Source organism: Alteromonas sp. 14N.309.X.WAT.G.H12 (genome assembly GCF_036697315.1).
GTDB lineage: Bacteria > Pseudomonadota > Gammaproteobacteria > Enterobacterales > Alteromonadaceae > Alteromonas.
In genome coordinates this window covers 9346-28750 of the sequence record NZ_JBAHZB010000046.1, presented here as the reverse complement: position 1 = coordinate 28750, position 19405 = coordinate 9346, and the positions used below count along the sequence as shown (strand labels likewise).

20 protein-coding genes are annotated in these 19405 nt (G+C 47.8%); 14 read left to right on the top strand and 6 right to left on the bottom strand.

What is annotated here, in order from left to right; translation table 11 throughout:
• The 8 genes from V5298_RS12605 to V5298_RS12570 form a co-directional block, all read left to right on the top strand.
• Positions 1 to 130: phosphatase PAP2 family protein (locus tag V5298_RS12605; protein WP_332931804.1), on the top strand; the 130-nt coding region annotated here is incomplete at its 5' end.
• Position 131: 1 nt separating this feature from the next.
• Entirely contained in the window at positions 132 to 1199 is a 1068-nt protein-coding gene (locus V5298_RS12600; RefSeq protein ID WP_332931802.1) for an MJ1255/VC2487 family glycosyltransferase, read from the top strand.
• Between the two features lie 51 nt (positions 1200 to 1250).
• Positions 1251 to 1409, top strand: a complete 159-nt coding sequence (gene lptM, locus V5298_RS12595) for an LPS translocon maturation chaperone LptM (protein ID WP_332931801.1) — start codon at positions 1251 to 1253, stop codon at positions 1407 to 1409.
• Positions 1409 to 2659 carry a diaminopimelate decarboxylase gene (gene lysA / locus V5298_RS12590; protein WP_332931800.1) on the top strand — a complete coding sequence of 417 codons (1251 nt, stop codon included), beginning with the start codon at positions 1409 to 1411 and terminating at the stop codon, positions 2657 to 2659. The genes lptM and lysA overlap by 1 nt, the downstream gene beginning before the upstream one ends.
• A 35-nt stretch (positions 2660 to 2694) precedes the next feature.
• Positions 2695 to 3525 carry a diaminopimelate epimerase gene (gene dapF / locus V5298_RS12585; RefSeq protein ID WP_332931799.1) on the top strand — a complete coding sequence of 277 codons (831 nt, stop codon included), beginning with the start codon at positions 2695 to 2697 and terminating at the stop codon, positions 3523 to 3525.
• Positions 3522 to 4220: a DUF484 family protein gene (locus tag V5298_RS12580; RefSeq protein ID WP_332931798.1), complete on the top strand. Its 699-nt coding sequence runs from the start codon at positions 3522 to 3524 to the stop codon at positions 4218 to 4220. The genes dapF and V5298_RS12580 overlap by 4 nt, the downstream gene beginning before the upstream one ends.
• The gene (xerC, locus tag V5298_RS12575) at positions 4220 to 5137 is read left to right on the top strand and encodes a tyrosine recombinase XerC (protein WP_332931797.1); all 918 of its coding nucleotides are present in this window, start codon (positions 4220 to 4222) and stop codon (positions 5135 to 5137) included. Before V5298_RS12580 ends, xerC begins: the two co-directional genes overlap by 1 nt.
• A gap of 9 nt (positions 5138 to 5146) precedes the next feature.
• Positions 5147 to 5866: an HAD-IA family hydrolase gene (locus tag V5298_RS12570; protein WP_332931796.1), complete on the top strand. Its 720-nt coding sequence runs from the start codon at positions 5147 to 5149 to the stop codon at positions 5864 to 5866.
• Between the two features lie 24 nt (positions 5867 to 5890).
• Here the strand turns inward: V5298_RS12570 and cysE are convergent, their stop codons facing one another.
• Positions 5891 to 6709 (bottom strand): serine O-acetyltransferase, encoded by an 819-nt coding sequence (cysE, locus tag V5298_RS12565; protein ID WP_332931795.1) that lies wholly within the window; start codon positions 6707 to 6709, stop codon positions 5891 to 5893.
• A 307-nt stretch (positions 6710 to 7016) separates the two neighbouring features.
• Here cysE and V5298_RS12560 point away from each other — a divergent pair, with 307 nt between their 5' ends.
• The gene (locus tag V5298_RS12560) at positions 7017 to 7208 is read left to right on the top strand and encodes a CsbD family protein (RefSeq protein WP_332931803.1); all 192 of its coding nucleotides are present in this window, start codon (positions 7017 to 7019) and stop codon (positions 7206 to 7208) included.
• A 122-nt stretch (positions 7209 to 7330) separates the two neighbouring features.
• Here the strand turns inward: V5298_RS12560 and V5298_RS12555 are convergent, their stop codons facing one another.
• Together V5298_RS12555 and V5298_RS12550 are read right to left on the bottom strand one after the other, a co-directional pair.
• The gene (locus V5298_RS12555; RefSeq protein ID WP_332931794.1) at positions 7331 to 8278 is read right to left on the bottom strand and encodes a YihY/virulence factor BrkB family protein; all 948 of its coding nucleotides are present in this window, start codon (positions 8276 to 8278) and stop codon (positions 7331 to 7333) included.
• A gap of 74 nt (positions 8279 to 8352) precedes the next feature.
• Complete coding sequence (locus V5298_RS12550) at positions 8353 to 9489, bottom strand: hypothetical protein (RefSeq protein WP_332931793.1); 1137 nt, start codon at positions 9487 to 9489, stop codon at positions 8353 to 8355.
• Between the two features lie 195 nt (positions 9490 to 9684).
• Here V5298_RS12550 and uvrD point away from each other — a divergent pair, with 195 nt between their 5' ends.
• On the top strand, positions 9685 to 11859 hold the full coding sequence (gene uvrD / locus V5298_RS12545) for a DNA helicase II (RefSeq protein WP_332931792.1): 2175 nt from the start codon (positions 9685 to 9687) through the stop codon (positions 11857 to 11859).
• 83 nt (positions 11860 to 11942) lie between these two features.
• Here the strand turns inward: uvrD and rarD are convergent, their stop codons facing one another.
• Positions 11943 to 12890: an EamA family transporter RarD gene (gene rarD / locus V5298_RS12540; RefSeq protein WP_332931791.1), complete on the bottom strand. Its 948-nt coding sequence runs from the start codon at positions 12888 to 12890 to the stop codon at positions 11943 to 11945.
• A gap of 71 nt (positions 12891 to 12961) precedes the next feature.
• Positions 12962 to 14299 carry a magnesium transporter gene (locus V5298_RS12535; RefSeq protein ID WP_332931790.1) on the bottom strand — a complete coding sequence of 446 codons (1338 nt, stop codon included), beginning with the start codon at positions 14297 to 14299 and terminating at the stop codon, positions 12962 to 12964.
• Positions 14300 to 14426: 127 nt separating this feature from the next.
• On the opposite strand from V5298_RS12535, the gene recQ reads away from it, so the two are divergent.
• Complete coding sequence (recQ, locus tag V5298_RS12530) at positions 14427 to 16271, top strand: DNA helicase RecQ (RefSeq protein WP_332931789.1); 1845 nt, start codon at positions 14427 to 14429, stop codon at positions 16269 to 16271.
• Between the two features lie 12 nt (positions 16272 to 16283).
• On the opposite strand, the gene V5298_RS12525 is transcribed toward recQ, so the two are convergent.
• The gene (locus V5298_RS12525; protein ID WP_332931788.1) at positions 16284 to 16946 is read right to left on the bottom strand and encodes a glutathione S-transferase; all 663 of its coding nucleotides are present in this window, start codon (positions 16944 to 16946) and stop codon (positions 16284 to 16286) included.
• 174 nt (positions 16947 to 17120) lie between these two features.
• On the opposite strand from V5298_RS12525, the gene V5298_RS12520 reads away from it, so the two are divergent.
• The 3 genes from V5298_RS12520 to ribA form a co-directional block, all read left to right on the top strand.
• On the top strand, positions 17121 to 18545 hold the full coding sequence (locus V5298_RS12520) for a protein adenylyltransferase SelO (RefSeq protein ID WP_332931787.1): 1425 nt from the start codon (positions 17121 to 17123) through the stop codon (positions 18543 to 18545).
• The gene (locus V5298_RS12515; protein ID WP_332931786.1) at positions 18533 to 18850 is read left to right on the top strand and encodes a DUF3630 family protein; all 318 of its coding nucleotides are present in this window, start codon (positions 18533 to 18535) and stop codon (positions 18848 to 18850) included. The genes V5298_RS12520 and V5298_RS12515 overlap by 13 nt, the downstream gene beginning before the upstream one ends.
• A 117-nt stretch (positions 18851 to 18967) precedes the next feature.
• A partial coding sequence (gene ribA / locus V5298_RS12510; protein ID WP_332931785.1) for a GTP cyclohydrolase II RibA occupies positions 18968 to 19405 on the top strand: 438 nt, incomplete at its 3' end.

The window sequence follows — 19405 nt, the reverse complement described above, 5'->3', positions numbered from 1 at the left end:
GGCATATGGCTGGGCCAGCCTTATCGGTCTGTCCCGCATTCTGTTAGGCGTTCATTACCCAACGGATGTCATCGCCGGTGGCTTGCTAGGTCTTACCATTGCTTCACTGAGTTTATCGATACTGGGGTAGTATGAAAATTCTTTATGGCGTTCAAGGGACCGGAAACGGTCATATTGCACGAGCTCGTATTATGGCGGCAGCTTTTCAAAACAGACCAGACATAGACGTGGACTTCGTGTTTTCAGGTCGTGATAAAAACAAATATTTTGATATGGATGTGTTTGGTGACTACCAAACCTTTGAGGGTCTGTCTTTTGTGACCCGCCGTGGCAAAGTCAGCAAGGTCGCCACCTTGAAGACCAACAATATTCCCCGTTTTTTAAAAGACACCCAAGGGGTTGATGTGTCCGGGTATGACCTGCTAATTAACGATTTCGAGCCGGTAACGGCGTGGGCGGCAAAACGCAAAGGCATTCCCTCTATTTCTATTAGTCACCAGGCATGTTTTTCCTATAATGTGCCCAAATCAGGAGACAGTCTGGTTAACCGCGCCATTTTACGTTACTTTGCGCCCACAGACGTGCAGTTAGGTGTGCATTGGTATCACTTCAACCAGCCCATTATTCCCCCTTTCGTTGCCGAAGAACCCGTGGCAACGCCAAGCAAAGCCCATGTGCTGGTGTATTTGCCATTTGAAGAGGTTGACGATATTCGTCAAATGCTAGACCCCCTTACCGAACAGCACTTCATGTGTTTTCACCCTGCCATTAATGCTCCCATCGACGTGGGACATATTAGTTGGCATCCACCGTCAAAACAGGGCTTTCACAACGCACTGCAACATTGCAATGGTGTTATTGCCAACGGTGGCTTTGAGTTATCCAGTGAAGCGCTACACCTTGCCAAAAAGCTATTAATTAAGCCCTTGCACGGCCAGTTTGAACAGTTATCCAACGTGCTCACTTTGGATAAAATGGGCCTTTGTCACACTTTGTTTCAACTCGATACGGATATTGTGGAAGAGTGGCTAGGCGCAGCGGATAACGAAGGAATTCGTTTTCCAAGCGATCCAACCTTATTGATTGAGTGGTTAAAAAGTGGGGATTTATCCGACACCCATTCACTCAGTGAAGCGCTATGGAAACAAGTCCAATATGGCAATAAAACCCGAGAACGATTAATGGCACTTGCAATTTAGAATTGCAATGCCATCATAGCAGCAATTTTAGTCATACTTTGCGGGTTCGTTGTGCGCAGAAAATCCTTCTTCTTCATCATTTTGATCCTGGCAGCCACTGCTCTATCAGCTTGTGGGTACCGCGGAGACCTCTATCTTCCTGATGAGGCCAAAAGTAATCAGCCGTCGTCACCTGAGGAACCCGCTGACAATTCCGGAGAACAACAATAATGGATTTTTTCGCCTTTCGTGAAGGCCGTTTGCACGCAGAAGATGTGCCGGTTGAAGATATCGCAAAAACTTACGGCACACCGGTCTATATTTATTCCCGTGCAACGTTAGAAAGGCACTGGCATGCCTTTGACGATGCCCTCTCCAGTCATCCTCATCTTATCTGCTATGCCGTTAAAGCCAACTCCAATTTAGGCGTACTCAGTGCCCTGGCTGCCTTAGGCTCCGGTTTTGACATTGTCTCTGCCGGCGAGTTAGCACGGGTATTAGAAGCCGGCGGCGATGCGGCAAAAGTGGTATTTTCCGGTGTGGGTAAAAAACACGATGAAATTCGCTACGCCCTTGAACAAGGCATTATGTGTTTTAACGTGGAATCTGAACCCGAATTAGAACGCATTAACGAAGTTGCCGGTCAATTAGGCGTTAAAGCCCCTATCTCGCTGCGTATCAATCCAGACGTTGATGCCAAAACTCATCCGTATATTTCAACGGGGTTAAAAGCCAATAAATTTGGGATTCCCAAAGAACGGGCAGTCGCCACCTATGAACTGGCGGCCAGTTTACCGCACTTGGAAGTGAAGGGTATGGATTGCCACATTGGCTCTCAACTTACCTCCATCGACCCTTTTGTGGACGCCTTAGATCGCTTACTCCAGCTTATTGATGAGTTGGCAGAAAAAGGCATTGTGCTGTCCCATTTAGATGTCGGTGGCGGTTTAGGCGTTACCTACGACGATGAGACCCCGCCCCACCCCAAAGAATATGCCGCAGCCATGGTTAGCAGAATGACTGGCCGGGAAAACATGAAACTTGTCATGGAACCGGGACGGGCCATTGCCGCCAATGCCGGCATTTTAGTAACCGAAGTGGAATTCGTAAAAGAAGGTGAGGAAAAACATTTCGCCATCGTTGATGCCGCTATGAATGATATGCTGCGTCCCTCGTTATACTCTGCTTGGCAGAAGATTATCCGGGTTGATCAACACAGTAACGCAGAAACGCGCCTTTATGATATCGTAGGCCCTGTGTGCGAAACCGGTGATTTTCTTGGTAAAGACAGAGAGTTAGCGGTAGAACCCGGTAACTTGTTAGCCGTTCGCAGCGCCGGTGCTTATGGGTTTGTCATGGCCTCAAATTACAACAGTCGTTGCCGCCCTTGCGAAATCATGGTCGATAAAAATCAGGTTTTTGTGGTGCGTGAACGAGAAAATCTAAAAGATCTCTGGAAAGGTGAGCATAAACTTACGTAAACTAGGGAAATTCGAATAAAAAAGATGCGCGCTAAATGCAAGTTCAATTTTCCAAAATGCACGGGTTGGGTAATGACTTTGTTGTCATCGACAACGTAACCCAAAACGTTTTCTTTTCAAATGATAAGATCCGGCTTCTTGCTGACCGGCATTTTGGGATTGGTTTCGATCAACTGCTGGTGGTGGAACCGCCCTACGATCCTGAACAGGACTTCCATTATCGCATCTTTAATGCGGACGGTTCAGAAGTATCCCAATGTGGTAATGGCGCCCGTTGCTTCGCCCGTTTTGTGAAAATGAAAGGGCTCATTAACCGCAATAAGATTAAAGTCAGTACCAAATCGGGCAAAATGGTGCTGTATCTTGAAAAGGACGGCCAGGTTACCGTCAATATGGGCGTACCGGAATTTACGCCGGCCAAGGTACCATTAGTAGCCAACAAACAAGAAAAGACCTATATTTTTCGGGTAGAAGAGACCACCGTATTTCTCGGTGCAGTGTCCATGGGCAACCCACATTGCGTAATGGAAGTGGATGACGTAGACACGGCTAAGGTCCATGAACTCGGTCCCCTCATTGAACGCCATGAGCGCTTTCCAGAAGGGGTGAACGTAGGTTTTATGCAAATTCTTGCCCGAGATCATATTCGACTTCGAGTTTATGAACGCGGCGCTGGCGAAACACTGGCTTGTGGTAGCGGCGCATGCGCAGCAGCGGCCATTGGTCAGTTACAAAATAAATTGGATAAGGAAGTCAGGGTAGATTTACCCGGCGGTAGTTTACGAATTCGCTGGCAGGGCAATGATTCTGCATTGAAGATGACCGGCCCAGCGGAGCACATATACGACGGACAAATTAACCTATGAGTGATATTTCAGGTCAAAAAAGCAGCCCCATTGCACTTGAGCCCAATTATGACGAAGCCCTCGACCTTTCGGCGGAGGCAGTGCGCGCTTTTTTATTGCACAATCCTGAATTTTTTGTCAACAACCCGGACATTTTGGAACAGCTTGTCGTTCCCCATCAGGAAAAAGGCTCTGTATCACTGGTAGAACTGCAAAGTGAACAACTGCGCAAGAAAGTCAGGCAATTGAACTACAAGCTTAACCAATTGATTGGTGTGGCAAAGCAAAATGAAAAAATCTACCGGGTTTATACCGATTTGAACGTCGAAATCTTGCGTTGCAAATCCATCTCCGAAATACAGTATAAATTAGAGACCGTGTTGCAGGAGCGGCTAAATCTGCAATCCGTGGTGTTGCACCTGTTCCGCGGCCCCCATGCATTACAAGAGCTCCAGCGCCGACTTATCATAGAAAAACGATTTAAAACCAGTACCTTTTTCTTCGGCAGACTCAGTCAGCACGAAAAGCAGGTCGTATTCGGGCAAGAAACCGCAGAATCCGCCGCCCTCATCTTATTGGGGGACAATAAGGATATGGGAATTCTCGCCGTGGGCTCTGATGATGCCTCTCATTTCACGCCCGACATGGACACCTTGTTGCTTAAGCAATTACAAGAAGTCTTGAATATTACCATGCCTACGCTTTTGGGATATTGATGGCCTCGGCGAGCAACCGTCACTCCCCCTTAGCCCCCGATTGCCAGCTCTGGCTGGACAAATTTTTATTACACCTTGATATCGAGCGTGGCTTATCCGGCCATACCATCTCCAATTATCGCCGCCAACTACAAGACATCGCCCGTACACTGCAACTGGAAGATTGGTCAGGCTTAACACCTTCAGATATAAAACGGGTGCTTGCCGCCGCCAAAAAAGAAGGGAAACACGCCCGTACCATTGCCTTACGTTTGTCGTCACTGCGTACTTTTTGTCAGTACCTTATTGATCAAAAACAGTTATTCAGCAATCCCGTTGAAGGTATACAAGCCCCGAAACAAGGTCGACCGCTACCCAAGCAAATCAGCGTGGACGATATGCAGCAGCTATTAAACACGCCACAGGATGACGGCATCAATTGCCGTGATATGGCCATGGCAGAACTCTTGTATGGCTGTGGACTGCGGCTAAGTGAATTGACCACCTTACGGCTCAGTGACTGCCAAGCCGACGGCACATTGCGGGTAACCGGTAAAGGTAACAAACAGCGAATTTTGCCCCTTGGGCGCACGGCACAAAAAGCCCTGGCAGCCTGGCTTAAAATACGCAACCAATATGCATCCCCCTACGAACCGGCGGTGTTTGTTAGCAAACGGGGAACCCAAATATCCAATCGACAGGTCGCCAACCGGCTTAATGAATTAGCCCAACGACAAAACCTGTCGCAAAAGGTACATCCCCATAAATTACGTCATTCCTTTGCCACCCATGTTTTGGAATCCAGCGGCGATCTGCGCGCGGTACAGGAATTGTTGGGCCATGCTAATTTATCCACCACACAGGTCTACACCCATTTGGATTTCCAGCATCTTGCCAAGGTATACGATTCGGCCCATCCTAGAGCCAAGAAAAAATAGAGAGGAACTATGCGTTTTTTCCGCACCTTACAACCGATCAAAGCCATTACCTTTGACCTGGACGACACCCTGTACAACAACGAGCCGATTATACGTAGCGCAGAGCAAGCATTAAACGACTACATTGCCCAGCATTACCCAATGGCGTCAGCGTTAAGTCAGCAGCAATGGTTAGATATTAAGCGCAAACTGATCCGTGACGAGCCGGCATTGGCTTCCGATATGGGCCAGCTAAGAATGAAAACCTTACAACAGGCTTTAGGACAAGATGTCACCGAAGCGCCCAAACTTAGCGAGGCTGCGAAAGCCTGCTTTACCTGTTTTTACGATGCCAGAAGCGCGTTTTCACTGTCTGATTCTGTACATCAGCTGATGGCGACATTAGCCGACAAAGTGCCCCTAGTGGCCATTACCAACGGCAATGTAGACCCCCATAAAACCGGTTTAGCCCCCTATTTTAAATCTATTTTTCACGCCAGTATTACCCGCCCGGCAAAACCTGCACCACACATGTTTGATGAAACGGCAAGCCTGCTTAACTTGCCACCGGCACATATTCTACATGTGGGAGATAATCTGGAAAAAGACGTCAAAGGGGCCATTGATGCCGGTTTTCAGGCCGCCTGGTTTGCGGCAAACCGGCCCATGGTACTTAATAACGAACCGGTAAGCGTGCTGCCCCATGTCGCCCTTAGCGAGCTAGAGGATTTGCTGTTGCTTCTGGATTAACCCTCGTAAGTGGTTGAAGGGCTTTTATTTCCCGGATTCAATGGCCGAACTGTCTTCCAGTACGTTTTGATGCATAGACTCGCAAGGACGCTGACAACCAGGCCGCCCGACCACTTTAGCCGGTACTCCCACCACGGTAACGTGAGCAGGAACATTGTCCAAAACCACACTACCTGCGCCAACTTTAGAGCCTTCGCCTATTTCTATATTACCGAGAATTTTGGCGCCTGCTCCCACCAACACGCCTTGGCGGATCTTTGGATGTCGATCACCGGATTCATTGCCGGTTCCACCTAAGGTGACACTCTGCAAGATGGAGACATTGTCTTCCACCACCGCGGTTTCACCAACCACAATTCCGGTTGCATGGTCGAACATCACACCCTTGCCTATTTTAGCGGCGGGATGAATATCAACACCAAAGGTTTCTGAATTACGACTTTGTAAAAAGAGCGCCAGTTGATGACGACCATGTTGCCACAGGTAATGGGCCATACGATGAGCCTGAACAGCATGAAAGCCTTTAAAGTACAGTAAGGGCGTGAGGTAGTCTTTTACTGCGGCGTCCCGTTCAAATACCGCCTGAATATCCGTAATGGCCGCTTCGGTAATGTTCGGGTCAAGAAGATAGGCTTCATCAAAGACTTCCCGAATAGCAATCGCAGGCATCACTTCATCCGCTAACTTATTGGACAAAATAAAGCTAAGGGAAGATTCAAAATTATGGTGCGTCAGAATACATGCATGAATGTAGCTAGCAAGAAGAGGTTCGTTGTCGGCAATTTGCTGAGCTTCATGTTTTAGCGTTAACCAAAAATCGGCGCTAGCAGAAAATGCATGCATATGACGTTGTCCTGTGAGTATCCAAGGGAGGTAGGGGCATGAAGATAATGATTGTGGGCAGAATTTCAAGCTTTACGCTATCAAACGTTACATAGAAACGATCTAAGGTAGTACAGAATGTACCATCGCCCCAGGCTAAATCTTTCACACCGGTTGTGAAAGCCTTACATTTTCGGCCTCTTGGTATTCTATGACCCTGTTGCCGCTCATACAGAAACCCCCTTATTATCATCATTATAAAAACAATCAGTCATTGTGGAACGGCAGTTGCTGCGTAGGTTTGTATCTCAAACCAAAGGAGAACATGATGAATAATGATCGTATCGAAGGTAATTGGAAAGAAATGAAAGGCAAAGTGCAACAGCAATGGGGCAAGCTAACGGATGATGACATCGATAAAATCGATGGTCGTCGTGAAGAGTTGGTAGGCAAGATCCAAAAAGCCTACGGTAAAAGCCGGGAAGAGGCTGAAAAAGAAGTCGACCATCACTTTAGTTAGGTCAGCTAGCCCACTATATCGCTAGCTGTGACTACCCAAAAGGCCGGTTTTCCGGCCTTTTTTATTGGCTCCGTTTTTGCCAATAGCCCCCTAGCCTAAATCGCCGTTAAATACTGCTAACATCAGGGATCCGACGGCGAATGATCGGCAACGTACGCTCCCCGCTTTCCTTTTGGTTTATCTTCACCCACCGTACTGTCTTTATCCGTTTGAAATTCGATGGCGGAATTAAGTAGAGCGCCAAGCAAAATCATATAGGCACTTAAATAAAACCACATTAGCAAGATCACGATCCCGCCCACCGAACCATAGGTTTTGTTGTAACTGGCAAACTGGTTTAGATAAAAAGAAAACCCGTAGGACGCAATTAGCCACATAACGGTAGCAAACACCGAACCTACCGTTACCCACCGCCATTTTGCATCCCTGCGATGAGGGCCATAACGATACAGGCCTGCCAATCCGGCATTGAATAGCAACATAAGAAGGGGCCAGGTTATCCACATGGCCTTTTCCTCATTCAGTAACCCACCTGCGGCCCAGCTGATCCATGCAGGCAACACAGAAATACACAATAATGCGATGATAACCAACAAGATAATGCTGATTGTAAGGACAATACGGGCAACAATACCTTTGAAGAAATTTCTGCCGTGCTCTTCGTTATAGGCGATATTACACGCACTGATCAGTGCATTTGCCCCCTTGCTGCTACTCCACAAGGTGAGCAATAAACTAAGACCAAACCCCCAACTTAGGGCCCGGTTTGAGTTTTCAGTAAGGCGAGTTAGTTGTTCTTGTAAAATATAGCGGCTTTCAGAAGGTACGGCATCCACCAGATACCCCATGTGGGTTTGCAGCTGCTCAGGCGAGACCAACAAACCATAAAGCGAAATAATACCCGCCAGTAAAGGAAATATGGCTAAAAGAAAATAAAACGCCACGCCCGCAGAGATCAACGACAAATTGTGATCGACCTGCTTCTTATAGGTGCGTTTTAAAATTTTCCACCAAACATTAGGGGGGAACTCGCTCATGCCGGTGCTACGTTTTGCCTGCCATACAGCCATACTTTACTCCCTTTATTCCTATTCTTGGTTTGTACGTAAATAAACAGGAAGAGAGCATTAAAGCCGGCATTAATTTAGGCAGTTTGAATGGGTAGATCGGCGATTAATTCAAGAAAGTCTCGGCGATGAGGGGTGCCCATTTTTATGTATAGACTTCGCACCAGAGAGGTCACTGCTTCCTCATCAAGACTCAAGGTATGGGCAATGCCCTGATAAGTCACTTCTTTATACAGTAGTTGGGCAATCAACTGTTCCTGTTTTGTCAGCAAAAATGTCGCCGACAACACTTTCCAGTCCGGTTGCTGTTTAACCGAAAACGACAGTACAAAACACGTTTGGGCTCCCTGCGTGTCAGCATAGGTATTCAGAATGGCCACCGTCAATACAGTCATGGCCTCCCTTCGTTCATCAATGATGAAGCTGTGTGTTTTGTCTGCATTCGATGAAATTTCCTGTATGCAGTTATCCATCGCTCTTAGTAATTGATATAGATATCGCGCGGGTGACAAGGCAAGGTAGCCATTAATATCATGACAGTTTTGGCTGTCCTGGAGAAAAACCTGGGCAGAGGCATTAGACGCCTGAATTTTTAACTGTCGATTACACACCAAAAAAGGGGGGGCTTGGTTATCAAAAATCCCTTGGGCAATACTGCGGGTTGTCTTGCAATTTTCTTGATCCCGAAAATACCGAGAAGCGCGTACCAAATGCGGTACAATTTTTTTGAAATAGACATCATCTAATGGCGTAAAATCTGGCGCCGCCTTGCTACGACAAACGCCAAAAAATGCCTCATAACGACTATCTTTTAATACTAATGCGGCCTTGGTTTTTTCAGCCTTTAGGGGGGCTAAAATGCGTTCGTGGTAATCAGGGTATTTCCGCCAATCAATGCGGGTTTGCTCACAGGTCGTGAAAATACTTCCCTCTTCCATATTTTTACTTTGCAAATACAAAGGATCTTGATGGAAGTGCTCACGATAATGGCGCAAGGAAGCATCGGATAGGACTTCGGTGGTTTTCATTTTTACAGAAACAAACTCTTTATTCACCGCATCATGCAGTAACAAAAACGCGTTGTTTGCCGAAAACAGCGATAAACACTGCTCTAAAACCCGTGACCACTTTCTACTTAAAGAGGCGTCATAGATTTCCAAAATAAAGGCATCTAGGTTAAACCTATACTCTCTAATGTCACGTTCCACCTCCATAAAATTACCTTTTGCTGTGAGTTTGCCCAACCAGTGTTGTTAGGCGGGCCACAGTAACAGGAGGTTAAATATTAAACATTTAGACTTTAGTCAAAATGACGGATAAACCGATGAATCTGCCCTCACTGTATAAATTCACAGTTTGCTCTGGCATAATTGAGCCGCTTTAAATATAACTAACCGGTGATGACCCTAATGGATGTATCTGTTCTGCTTGACGACCTTAATGAAAAACAGCGCGAAGCCGTCGCAGCGTCGCTGTCAAATACGCTAGTACTAGCAGGTGCAGGCAGCGGTAAAACCAGGGTTTTAGTTCATCGTATCGCCTGGTTAATGGAAGTAGAAAATATCGCCCCCTTTTCCATCCTCGCCGTTACCTTCACCAATAAAGCGGCCAAGGAAATGCGCGGTCGATTAGAACACCTGATGAAGCGTAGTTTGCACACCATGTGGATGGGCACCTTCCATGGACTGGCTCACCGAATGCTGCGCACCCATCATGCTGAGGCCAATTTACCCGAGAATTTTCAAATTCTGGATTCCGACGACCAGTACCGATTAATTCGTCGTATTCTTAAAGCCATGAATCTTGATGAAAAGCACTGGCCACCCCGTCAGGTACAGTGGTACATCAACGGAAACAAGGACGAAGGGCTCCGTCCTCAACATATCGATACCCATAACGACCATACCCAACAAAAAATGCGGGATATTTATGCCGCTTACCAAGAATCCTGTGATCGTTCTGGCTTGGTGGATTTTGCGGAATTATTACTTCGTGCCCATGAATTGTGGGCCAAAAACCCGGCAATCCTTGCCCATTATCAAAAACGCTTTCGCGCCGTATTGGTGGACGAATTTCAAGACACCAATAATATTCAATACGCTTGGTTACGCATGTTATGCAGCAGCGGTGAAAACAATATTATGATTGTGGGCGATGATGATCAGTCCATTTATGGTTGGCGTGGCGCAAATGTGGATAATATTCATAAGTTTTTAAAGGACTTTCCTCAACCTACAACCATTCGCCTTGAGCAAAATTACCGCTCTACCAGCACCATATTAAAAGCCGCCAATGGGGTTATTAATAACAACGCTGGTCGCCTAGGCAAAGAACTGTGGACAGACGGCAGCGAAGGGGATCCAGTATCCGTCTATGCCGGATTTAACGATCTGGACGAAGCCCGTTTTATTGTGTCGCAAATTAAAAACTGGATGCAACAAGGTCATCCCCTTACCGATGCAGCCATACTTTATCGCAACAACGCCCAATCCAGGGTACTGGAAGAAGCCTTGCTGCATGAGGGGTTAGCCTACCGTATTTACGGTGGCTTGCGCTTCTTTGAACGACAGGAAATCAAAGACGCCCTTGGCTATTTACGCATGATCAATCATCCCCATGATGATGCCGCCTACGAACGGATTGTTAACACGCCAAGTCGTGGCATGGGAGAGAAAACCCTGTCAGAAATACGCGCTGCCGCCCGACAGCATAACTGTTCATTGTGGCAGGCTAGTCAGTTTCTGATTGCCGAAGGTACATTGAAAGGCCGCGCCGCGAATGCCTTGCAAAGCTTCATACGCCTAATCACTGATCTGGAACAAACCACCGCGGACTTACCCTTAGAAGAACAAGCCGACAAAGCCATCAGGCAATCTGGCTTATATGCCATGTATCAGGCAGAAAAAGGGGAAAAAGCCCAGGCACGGATAGAAAACTTAGAAGAACTGGTGACCGCCTGTAAACAATTTGTGGTACCAGAAGAAGCCGAAGACATGTCGCCGCTAAATGCCTTTCTTGCCCATGCGTCTTTGGAAGCCGGGGAAACCCAAGCAGACACAGATCAGGATGCGGTGCAAATGATGACCATCCATACCGCAAAAGGGCTCGAGTTCCCCTTGGTGTTTATGGCCGGCGTGGAAGAAGGCATGTTCCCTAGCCAGATGACCAACGAAGAACCCGGCAGAATGGAAGAAGAACGACGGCTTTGTTATGTAGGTATGACCCGGGCAATGAAAAAGCTGTTCATTACCTATGCCGAAAGCCGACGCTTATATGGTCAGGATAAATACCACACCGCCTCTCGGTTTATTCGTGAAATACCCGCCGAATGCGTGGAAGAAGTGAGATTAAAATCGACAGTTACCCGCCCCGCACATAATCGATTTAGCCGCGTCACATCCCACGAAAGCTTTGAGCAAACAGGCTTTCAACTTGGCCAGCGAGTCACACATCGAAAATTTGGAGAGGGAGTGGTGCTCAATTATGAAGGTTCCGGTGATCACGCCAGAGTGCAGGTCAATTTTGACGAATTTGGCAGTAAATGGCTCGTATTGGCCTACGCAAAACTGCAACCGCTGCAATAATGCCCCTAAACAGACACGCACTTTGCGGCTAACCTAGCGGCATCCAGCAAACGTTAGGATACCCCATGGGTTAGCGCAAATACCTACGCGGGCCCTTCGCTTTGCGAGCGGGCTGCATAAAAAGCCCGTCGTTGTTTTCGATACGCCCGTAATGAATCAACACTAAAAATAAGTAACGCAAACCAAACCAGGGCAAAGGTCAGTAAACGGGTTGTATCTAGCGGTTCCTTATACACGAATAAGGCCAGTAAAAACATAATCGACGGACCTATGTATTGAAGAAACCCTAAAGTGGAATACATAATGCGACGGGCCGCTATGGTAAAACACAGCAAGGGGGCGGTGGTCACCACGCCGGCCGCAACCAGCAAGATATTGAGTGTCCAGGTATTGGAACTCATCATGCTGTAATCACTGGCAAAAGTTAACCAGTAAAACAGCGCAAAAGGCAGCATTAACGTGGTTTCAATGAACAAGCCCGGTAATGAATCTACCGCCACCTTCTTGCGCAAAATACCATAGGTACTAAAGGTAACGGCCAACACCAGCGCTATCCAGGGAAACTCACCGTAGGAAAGCACTAGCCCAGCGACCCCGAACACGGTAATAAGCACGGCTAATTTCTGCATAGGGCGGAGTTTTTCAGCCAAAAATAGACGACCAAAAAAGATATTGATGAGAGGGTTAATATAATACCCCAGGCTGGCATCGAGAATATGATCGTTATTAATGGCCCAGATAAAAAGCAGCCAGTTTGCCGCAAGCAGTATGCCAGCCACAAAAAGTACCCGCATCACCCGCAGGTTTTTTATCGCCGTTATCACCTTATGCCCTTGCTTGAAGCCAACAATGAACACAAAGAGGATCACCGCCGACCAAACCACCCGGTGCATTAGCACATCGATGGCCGGTAATGCCTGTAGCTGTTTAAAATAAACCGGTGCAATCCCCCACATACAATAGGCAGCAATGGCGCTTAACACGCCCACTTTCGCGGCATTGTCAGCGGCGTTGGTTTGATTTTGACTCAAGGGAAGCTCCGTGTGTAATTTGCGGGCTGCATTGTGGGAATCTTCCCCAGTGAATGCAAGCCCTGTGTAAGTTACAGCAGAAAAACCGTACCTAACCCTAAAAAGGCAACGAACCCCACAATGTCGGTTACCGTGGTTAGGATCACTGACCCACTCAATGCAGGATCGATACGTAATTTATCCAACAGCATGGGTAAAAAGACCCCAGCCAATGCGGCAGAAACAATGTTAACCAGTATCGCCAAACATATCACCATGCCTAGCGCTGCATCAGTAAACCAAAATGCGGCAACCATGCCGATAATCACTGCCCAAATCACGCCGTTTACGCCGCCAACTTTAAGCTCTTTGATCATCAACGCCCGAAAGTTCGCATTTGTGACCTGTCCTAAGGCCAGTCCGCGCACGATAAGGGTTAAGGTTTGACTTCCGGCTATGCCGCCCATACTGGCGACCACTGGCATGAGTACCGCCAACGCCACCACCTGCTGTAACGTGCCTTCAAATAAACCAATAAACCAGGACGCCAAAAATGCAGTGATCAGATTGATGCCTAACCATAGGGCTCTTTTTCTAGCACTTTTAGCCACCGGAGAGAACAAATCTTCGTCTTCATCCATACCGGCAGAGGCCATTATCTGTCGTTCATAATTTTCGTTCACCAACTCACTGGCAGCGGTGATGTCCAAATGGCCCAGCAACTTGTTGGCCTCATCCACCACCGGCAAGGATGCAAACCCCGAGCGCTGCACCTGTAATGAAGCGCCAATGGAGTCATCATTGCCTTTGAGCACGGGCATGGCTCCCACGGTTAACTCCACCAAGGGAACATGTTCTGGCGCACCAAACACCTGGGTAAGCTTTACCGCGGCAGAAAATTGCCCGGACCGATTCACCAAAAAGATGGTATCCACATGGGAGGGTACGTCCCGACGTATAAGGCGCAAAGCGTCTCTAACTTTGGCATTAATGGGCAACACCAGTTGTTCACGGGAAATCCAATGCCCTATTTCGTTATCATTAAACTGTGTGGCTTCTTTAAAGAAACGCTGTTGTTTAGTATCTAAAGCCTCAAAGGCCAAATCGGTGAGTCTGGTGGGTAACGAATCCGTGAGCTCAAGTAAATCTTCGGCTTCAATGTCGGCAAACATTAACGCCCATTCAGACTCCGGCGTTGCATCAATGAGAATTTCCCGGGGATCGCTACGCATTTCCACCAACACGCCAATTTTCCGCTCCCGGGAAAGCCCTTCCCAAATGGCAATACGGTGGTCAACGGGTAACGATTCCAGCAAGGTGGCAATACTGACATCATCTTCGTTGATAAGGGTAGTGAGTATTGCTATCGGATCATCATTTTGAATATCAGCAACGAGTTCTTCGAGGAGATCGGGTAAGGGTTCAGCCATGTCGCGTCTTCCAAGGCAATAAATTAACGTTGATAGTAGCTATTTTATTATTTTGCACAACAATATACTGAAAACTGTACATCGAAGTTCGTGAACCTTGGCAAGAAAACACGTAAAATCCCCGCCGATGAGTAATTCCGAGTCCGTTTTATCCCAACATAGCGAAGACAACACGACACCTGATGCCAAAGAGGTACTGTCGCGGGTATTTGGTTACAAACAATTCCGCGATGGCCAAGAGGCAGTCATCGATGCCGTTGTCTCCGGCCGCGATGCCTTGGTGCTGTTACCCACCGGCGGCGGAAAGTCATTGTGTTATCAAATTCCGGCGCTGGTTCGCCCTGGCGTTGCCATCGTGATTTCTCCCCTTATATCCTTGATGCAAGATCAGGTAGAACAACTGGGTGAAGTCGGCGTCTCGGCGGCGTACCTCAACTCGACTCAGGATCACGAACAACAGCAATCGGTCATATCCCGTATTCAAAATGGCACCTTACAATTGTTGTATGTCTCGCCAGAGAAGCTTCTTACCGGATGGATGATGTCATTAATGCAGCGCCTTGATATTGCTCTGTTCGCCGTGGACGAGGCGCACTGCGTTTCCCATTGGGGGCACGATTTTCGCCAGAACTATCGCGCCCTAGGTACACTAAAGCAGCGCTTTCCTACTATTCCGGTTATCGGTTTAACCGCCACGGCAGATGCCGCAACCCAAGCCGATATTCAACTGCAGCTTAATCTGAACCACCCCTTCGTTTACAAGGGCAGTTTTGACAGACCCAACATTCGCTATCGGGTTATGCCTAAATACAAAGCCTTCGATCAGGTGCGCGATTACGTCAAACAACAAGATGGCAGTGGCATTATTTATTGCAACAGCCGGGCAAAAGTGGACGATTTATACGCCAGATTGCACCGCGAAGGCATCAACTGTGCGGCTTATCATGCGGGCATGGACAACGACGAACGGGAATATGTACAACGGCGCTTTTTAAATGATCAAACAGACATTGTTATCGCCACCGTGGCCTTTGGTATGGGGATTAATAAGTCGAATGTGCGATATGTGGTACATCATGACGTTCCCCGCAGTATTGAAAATTATTATCAGGAAACTGGGCGCGCTGGCCGTGATGGTCTAGAGTCCGAAGCCCTGCTGTTGTACGACGAAAAAGATGCCGCACGGGTACGCCAATGGATAGAACAAGGGGAAGTGACCCACCGCCTTGATGTGGAATTACAAAAATTTGCTGCCATGGAAGCGTTTGCCGAAGCACAAACCTGCCGGCGCCAGGTATTACTGAACTACTTTTCCCAATACAGCGACACCGCTTGCGGCAACTGCGATGTGTGTATCGACCCGCCTAAACTTATTGATGGATTGGTTATCGCACAAAAAATTCTGTCGTGTATTTTGCGACTCAACCAGCAAGCCGGCGCACAGTACGTCATTGATGTTCTGCGAGGGAAAGCATTAAAACGGATCCACGAAGCCAACCATCATACCCTCAGCACCTATGGCATTGGCAAAGAAAAGCCTGATGGATATTGGAACAGTATGATAAATCAACTGATCCACAAAGGGGTGATACGGGTTGATCTTACCTGTGGTGCCATGCTCAAACTCAATGAAAATGCCCGCGCAGTGTTAAAGGGTGAAGTGCCGTTACAACTGGCAGTACCCCGACTCAACTTCAAGGCTGACACCCGTGTAAGCAAAACCCCGTCGGTGTACGATAAGGCATTGTTTAAGCGATTAAAACATTTAAGAAAAACCCTGGCCGAGGAGCACAAAGTACCGCCTTACGTGGTATTTAGTGATGCGACCTTAGCGGATATGGCCTCTCGTACGCCCACAACAGTGAATGATTTTCTGGATGTGAGCGGTGTGGGAAGAACCAAACTCGAACGTTACGGCGATGCGTTTTTACAGTTAATTCGGGACTACCTCGACAGCACGCTGGATAATTAAAAGGGCTTCCCATCAGGCGTAGTCGTAATGGCCGCCTTTTGCCAATGCCCGTACATAGGCGGGACGCTGATGTATTTTATTCACGTATGCACAAATGGCTGGGAAATCACTCACATTGCCCGTTGCCACCAAGGTTTCCAAAGGAAATAACATTTGCACATCGGCCCCCGTGGGCTGAGTCCCTGCAAACCATTCATGGTTTGCCAAATAGTTTTCCGTGTATCTTATGCTCTGCATAAAATTCGGCCGATAATAGGCATTGCTGATGCCATCGAGGATTTTGCGGGCCAAGGGTTTAAGCAATAAAGGCACCTGGTCTTTCGCCTTATCGAAAACCAAACCCGCCACCCGCGGCGGCATTAAACTGCCTTCAGCAAAGTGTAACCAAAATTCATACTGCTGATAGAGCCGCCTATCCCCAGGAGGCTGGAACTTACCATTCCCATAATATTTAACCAGATAGGCCACGATAGCGCCAGATTCTGCTAACGCGCCGGTCTCGGTGGTTAACACAGGGGCTCGCCCCAAAGGATGAATGGCTTTCATCTGTGCCGGTGCTAAGCCGGTTTTCCCGTCCCGTTGATAGGTTTCCAACTGGTAGTCCACTCCTAATTCCTCGAGTAGCCATAAAATACGTTGGGATCGCGAATTGTTTAAATGGTGGAGAGTGATCATGTTTTGCCCCTGCGAATGAATATAAATCCCTTGTAACCCCAATATCCTTACGTGTAGAGCGCGCAGACAGATTAGCCAGATACATAATTAACCTAAAGCTGTTACCAAGTAAGCTAGCACCTGTTCGCCGAATTAATTAGAATCAGACTTTATCTTTCCTCCGTGTGGAGAACTATGCCCCTTACTCATCGTTATGCACAGACCCTTTCTGATCTCACAAGTTATGTGAAACCACAGCTTTTGCGTGGACAGAAGCTGGAAATGGTTAATCGGGAATTAGCCGAAGAACTGAATTTACCGGCATCCTGGTGGCAAGACAATCAAATCACCACGCTGCTTGGTCAATCGGTGTCTGCGCTGAGTCATTACGCCGTGGCACAAAAGTACGGTGGCCATCAATTTGGGCAGTGGAACCCCTTTTTAGGTGACGGACGGGGCGTGCTCCTTGCCGAAGCCAGCAGTAACGGCTCCTCGGTAGATCTGCATTTAAAAGGTGCGGGACCAACCCCTTATTCACGGGGCGCCGATGGACGGGCTGTGTTGCGCTCCACCCTGCGAGAATACCTTGGCAGTGAAGCCCTTCATGGCCTTGGTATTCCATCTACCCGAGGGCTGTGTTTATTCAGTAGTGAAGAATCGGTGTTACGAGAGCAGTTAGAACCTGCCGCCATGATGATACGTACCGCCCCTAGCCATATCCGATTCGGCCATTTTGAATTTTTCTTCCAATCGGGAGAAACCGATAAACTCAATGCCCTGTTTGATTACACCTTACAACACCACTTTGTCGAATGTAATCAAGACAATAACCCCCACAAAGCATTGTTACGTGCCATCACCTTACGCACCGCGCGGATGATCGCCCTATGGCAATGCTATGGCTTTGTTCATGGGGTAATGAACACCGACAATATGTCCATTCATGGCATTACCTTCGACTTTGGTCCCTTTGCCATGATTGAACAGTACCAGCCTAAGGCCGTTTTTAATCATTCTGATCATCAAGGCCGTTATGGGTTTGATCAACAACCGGGGATCGGTTTATGGAACCTAAACTGTTTAGCCCATAGCTTTTCTGGTCACTGCAGTATCGATGAATTACGTGATGTGCTCACCCAGTATGAGCCCACATTCATTGCTCAGTTTCAGCACCACCTTTGTACCCGACTCGGTCTCAGTGCCCAGCAACCGGCGCAGGTGACACTGGCAAACCAATGGTTAGCCTTGCTGGAAGAATCCCAGCTAGATTACAACAACACCTTCAGAAAATTAGCGCTTACTTCGCCTGAGCAAGCGTTACCTGAAATTAGAAATGATTTTATCAACAGACAAGGGTTTGATGATTGGTGGCGCAAATATCAATCTGCCCGGGAAGATACCGGCATTTCCGCCGATGCACTTACCCAAGTAAATCCTGCCGTCATCCCCCGAACCCATTTGTTGCAGGAGGCCATCACCCATGCCAACGGCAGTGATTTTTCCCTTGCTAACGCACTTCTTGAGGCCTTTTACACCCCTTTTGACACCCGCTGGGATACACACAGATTCAGTCAGGCCTCTAAGACCCACGCTTTAGGTACTTTGTCATGCAGCAGTTAACTAATGAACAACTTCATGATGCCTGTACCAATACAGGCTCGACCATCACCTTGAATTTGCCCTTGCCAGACACGCCGGCCAAGGCTACCCGTCTTGCCAACCAGATCGCCCACTGGCTTAACGCCGACGCCTCAGAAATCGATTGGGGAGCGGATCGCATGCAAGTGTTATTACGTCAACACGACAAGCGGGTATTGCTTTGCATTGAATGGCTATGCGATGCCATTTGGCTTGAGCCCGTGGGGGGATATTGTGATATTTCGGTGTTATGGCAATGGATAACCCCTGGCTCAACAGCGCAATAAACCTGCGAAGTCGTTTATCCTGCCGGTGAACTAATGATATAATAACGCGTTACTCCCTTGCAAAACGCGAGCGCGTCCCCACCTTAGCGTGGATCGAGCAGCAGGTATAGAAGTGTCATGACCAGTAAGCAACCCAAATACGAATACATTAGTTCAGCAAAACTGCCTACCCGAATGGGTAATTTCCACATTCACGGTTTTGCCGAAATAAGCGGCCAAGAACACGTAGCGCTGTCTTATGGTCAATGGCAAGAAAGTGACACTGTGCCGATCCGTATTCATTCCGAATGTCTCACTGGTGATGCGCTTTTTAGCACCCGTTGCGATTGCGGCTTTCAGTTAGAAAAAGCCATGCAGAACATTGTGGATCATGGATTTGGCGTTATCTTATACCTTCGCCAAGAAGGGCGAGGCATTGGCTTACTCAATAAAATCCGCGCCTATCAATTACAAGACAATGGCATGGATACCGTTGAGGCTAACGAGCACTTAGGCTTCGATGCGGATTTACGCAGCTACGACATGTGTAAACTCATGCTCGATACCCTCAACGTC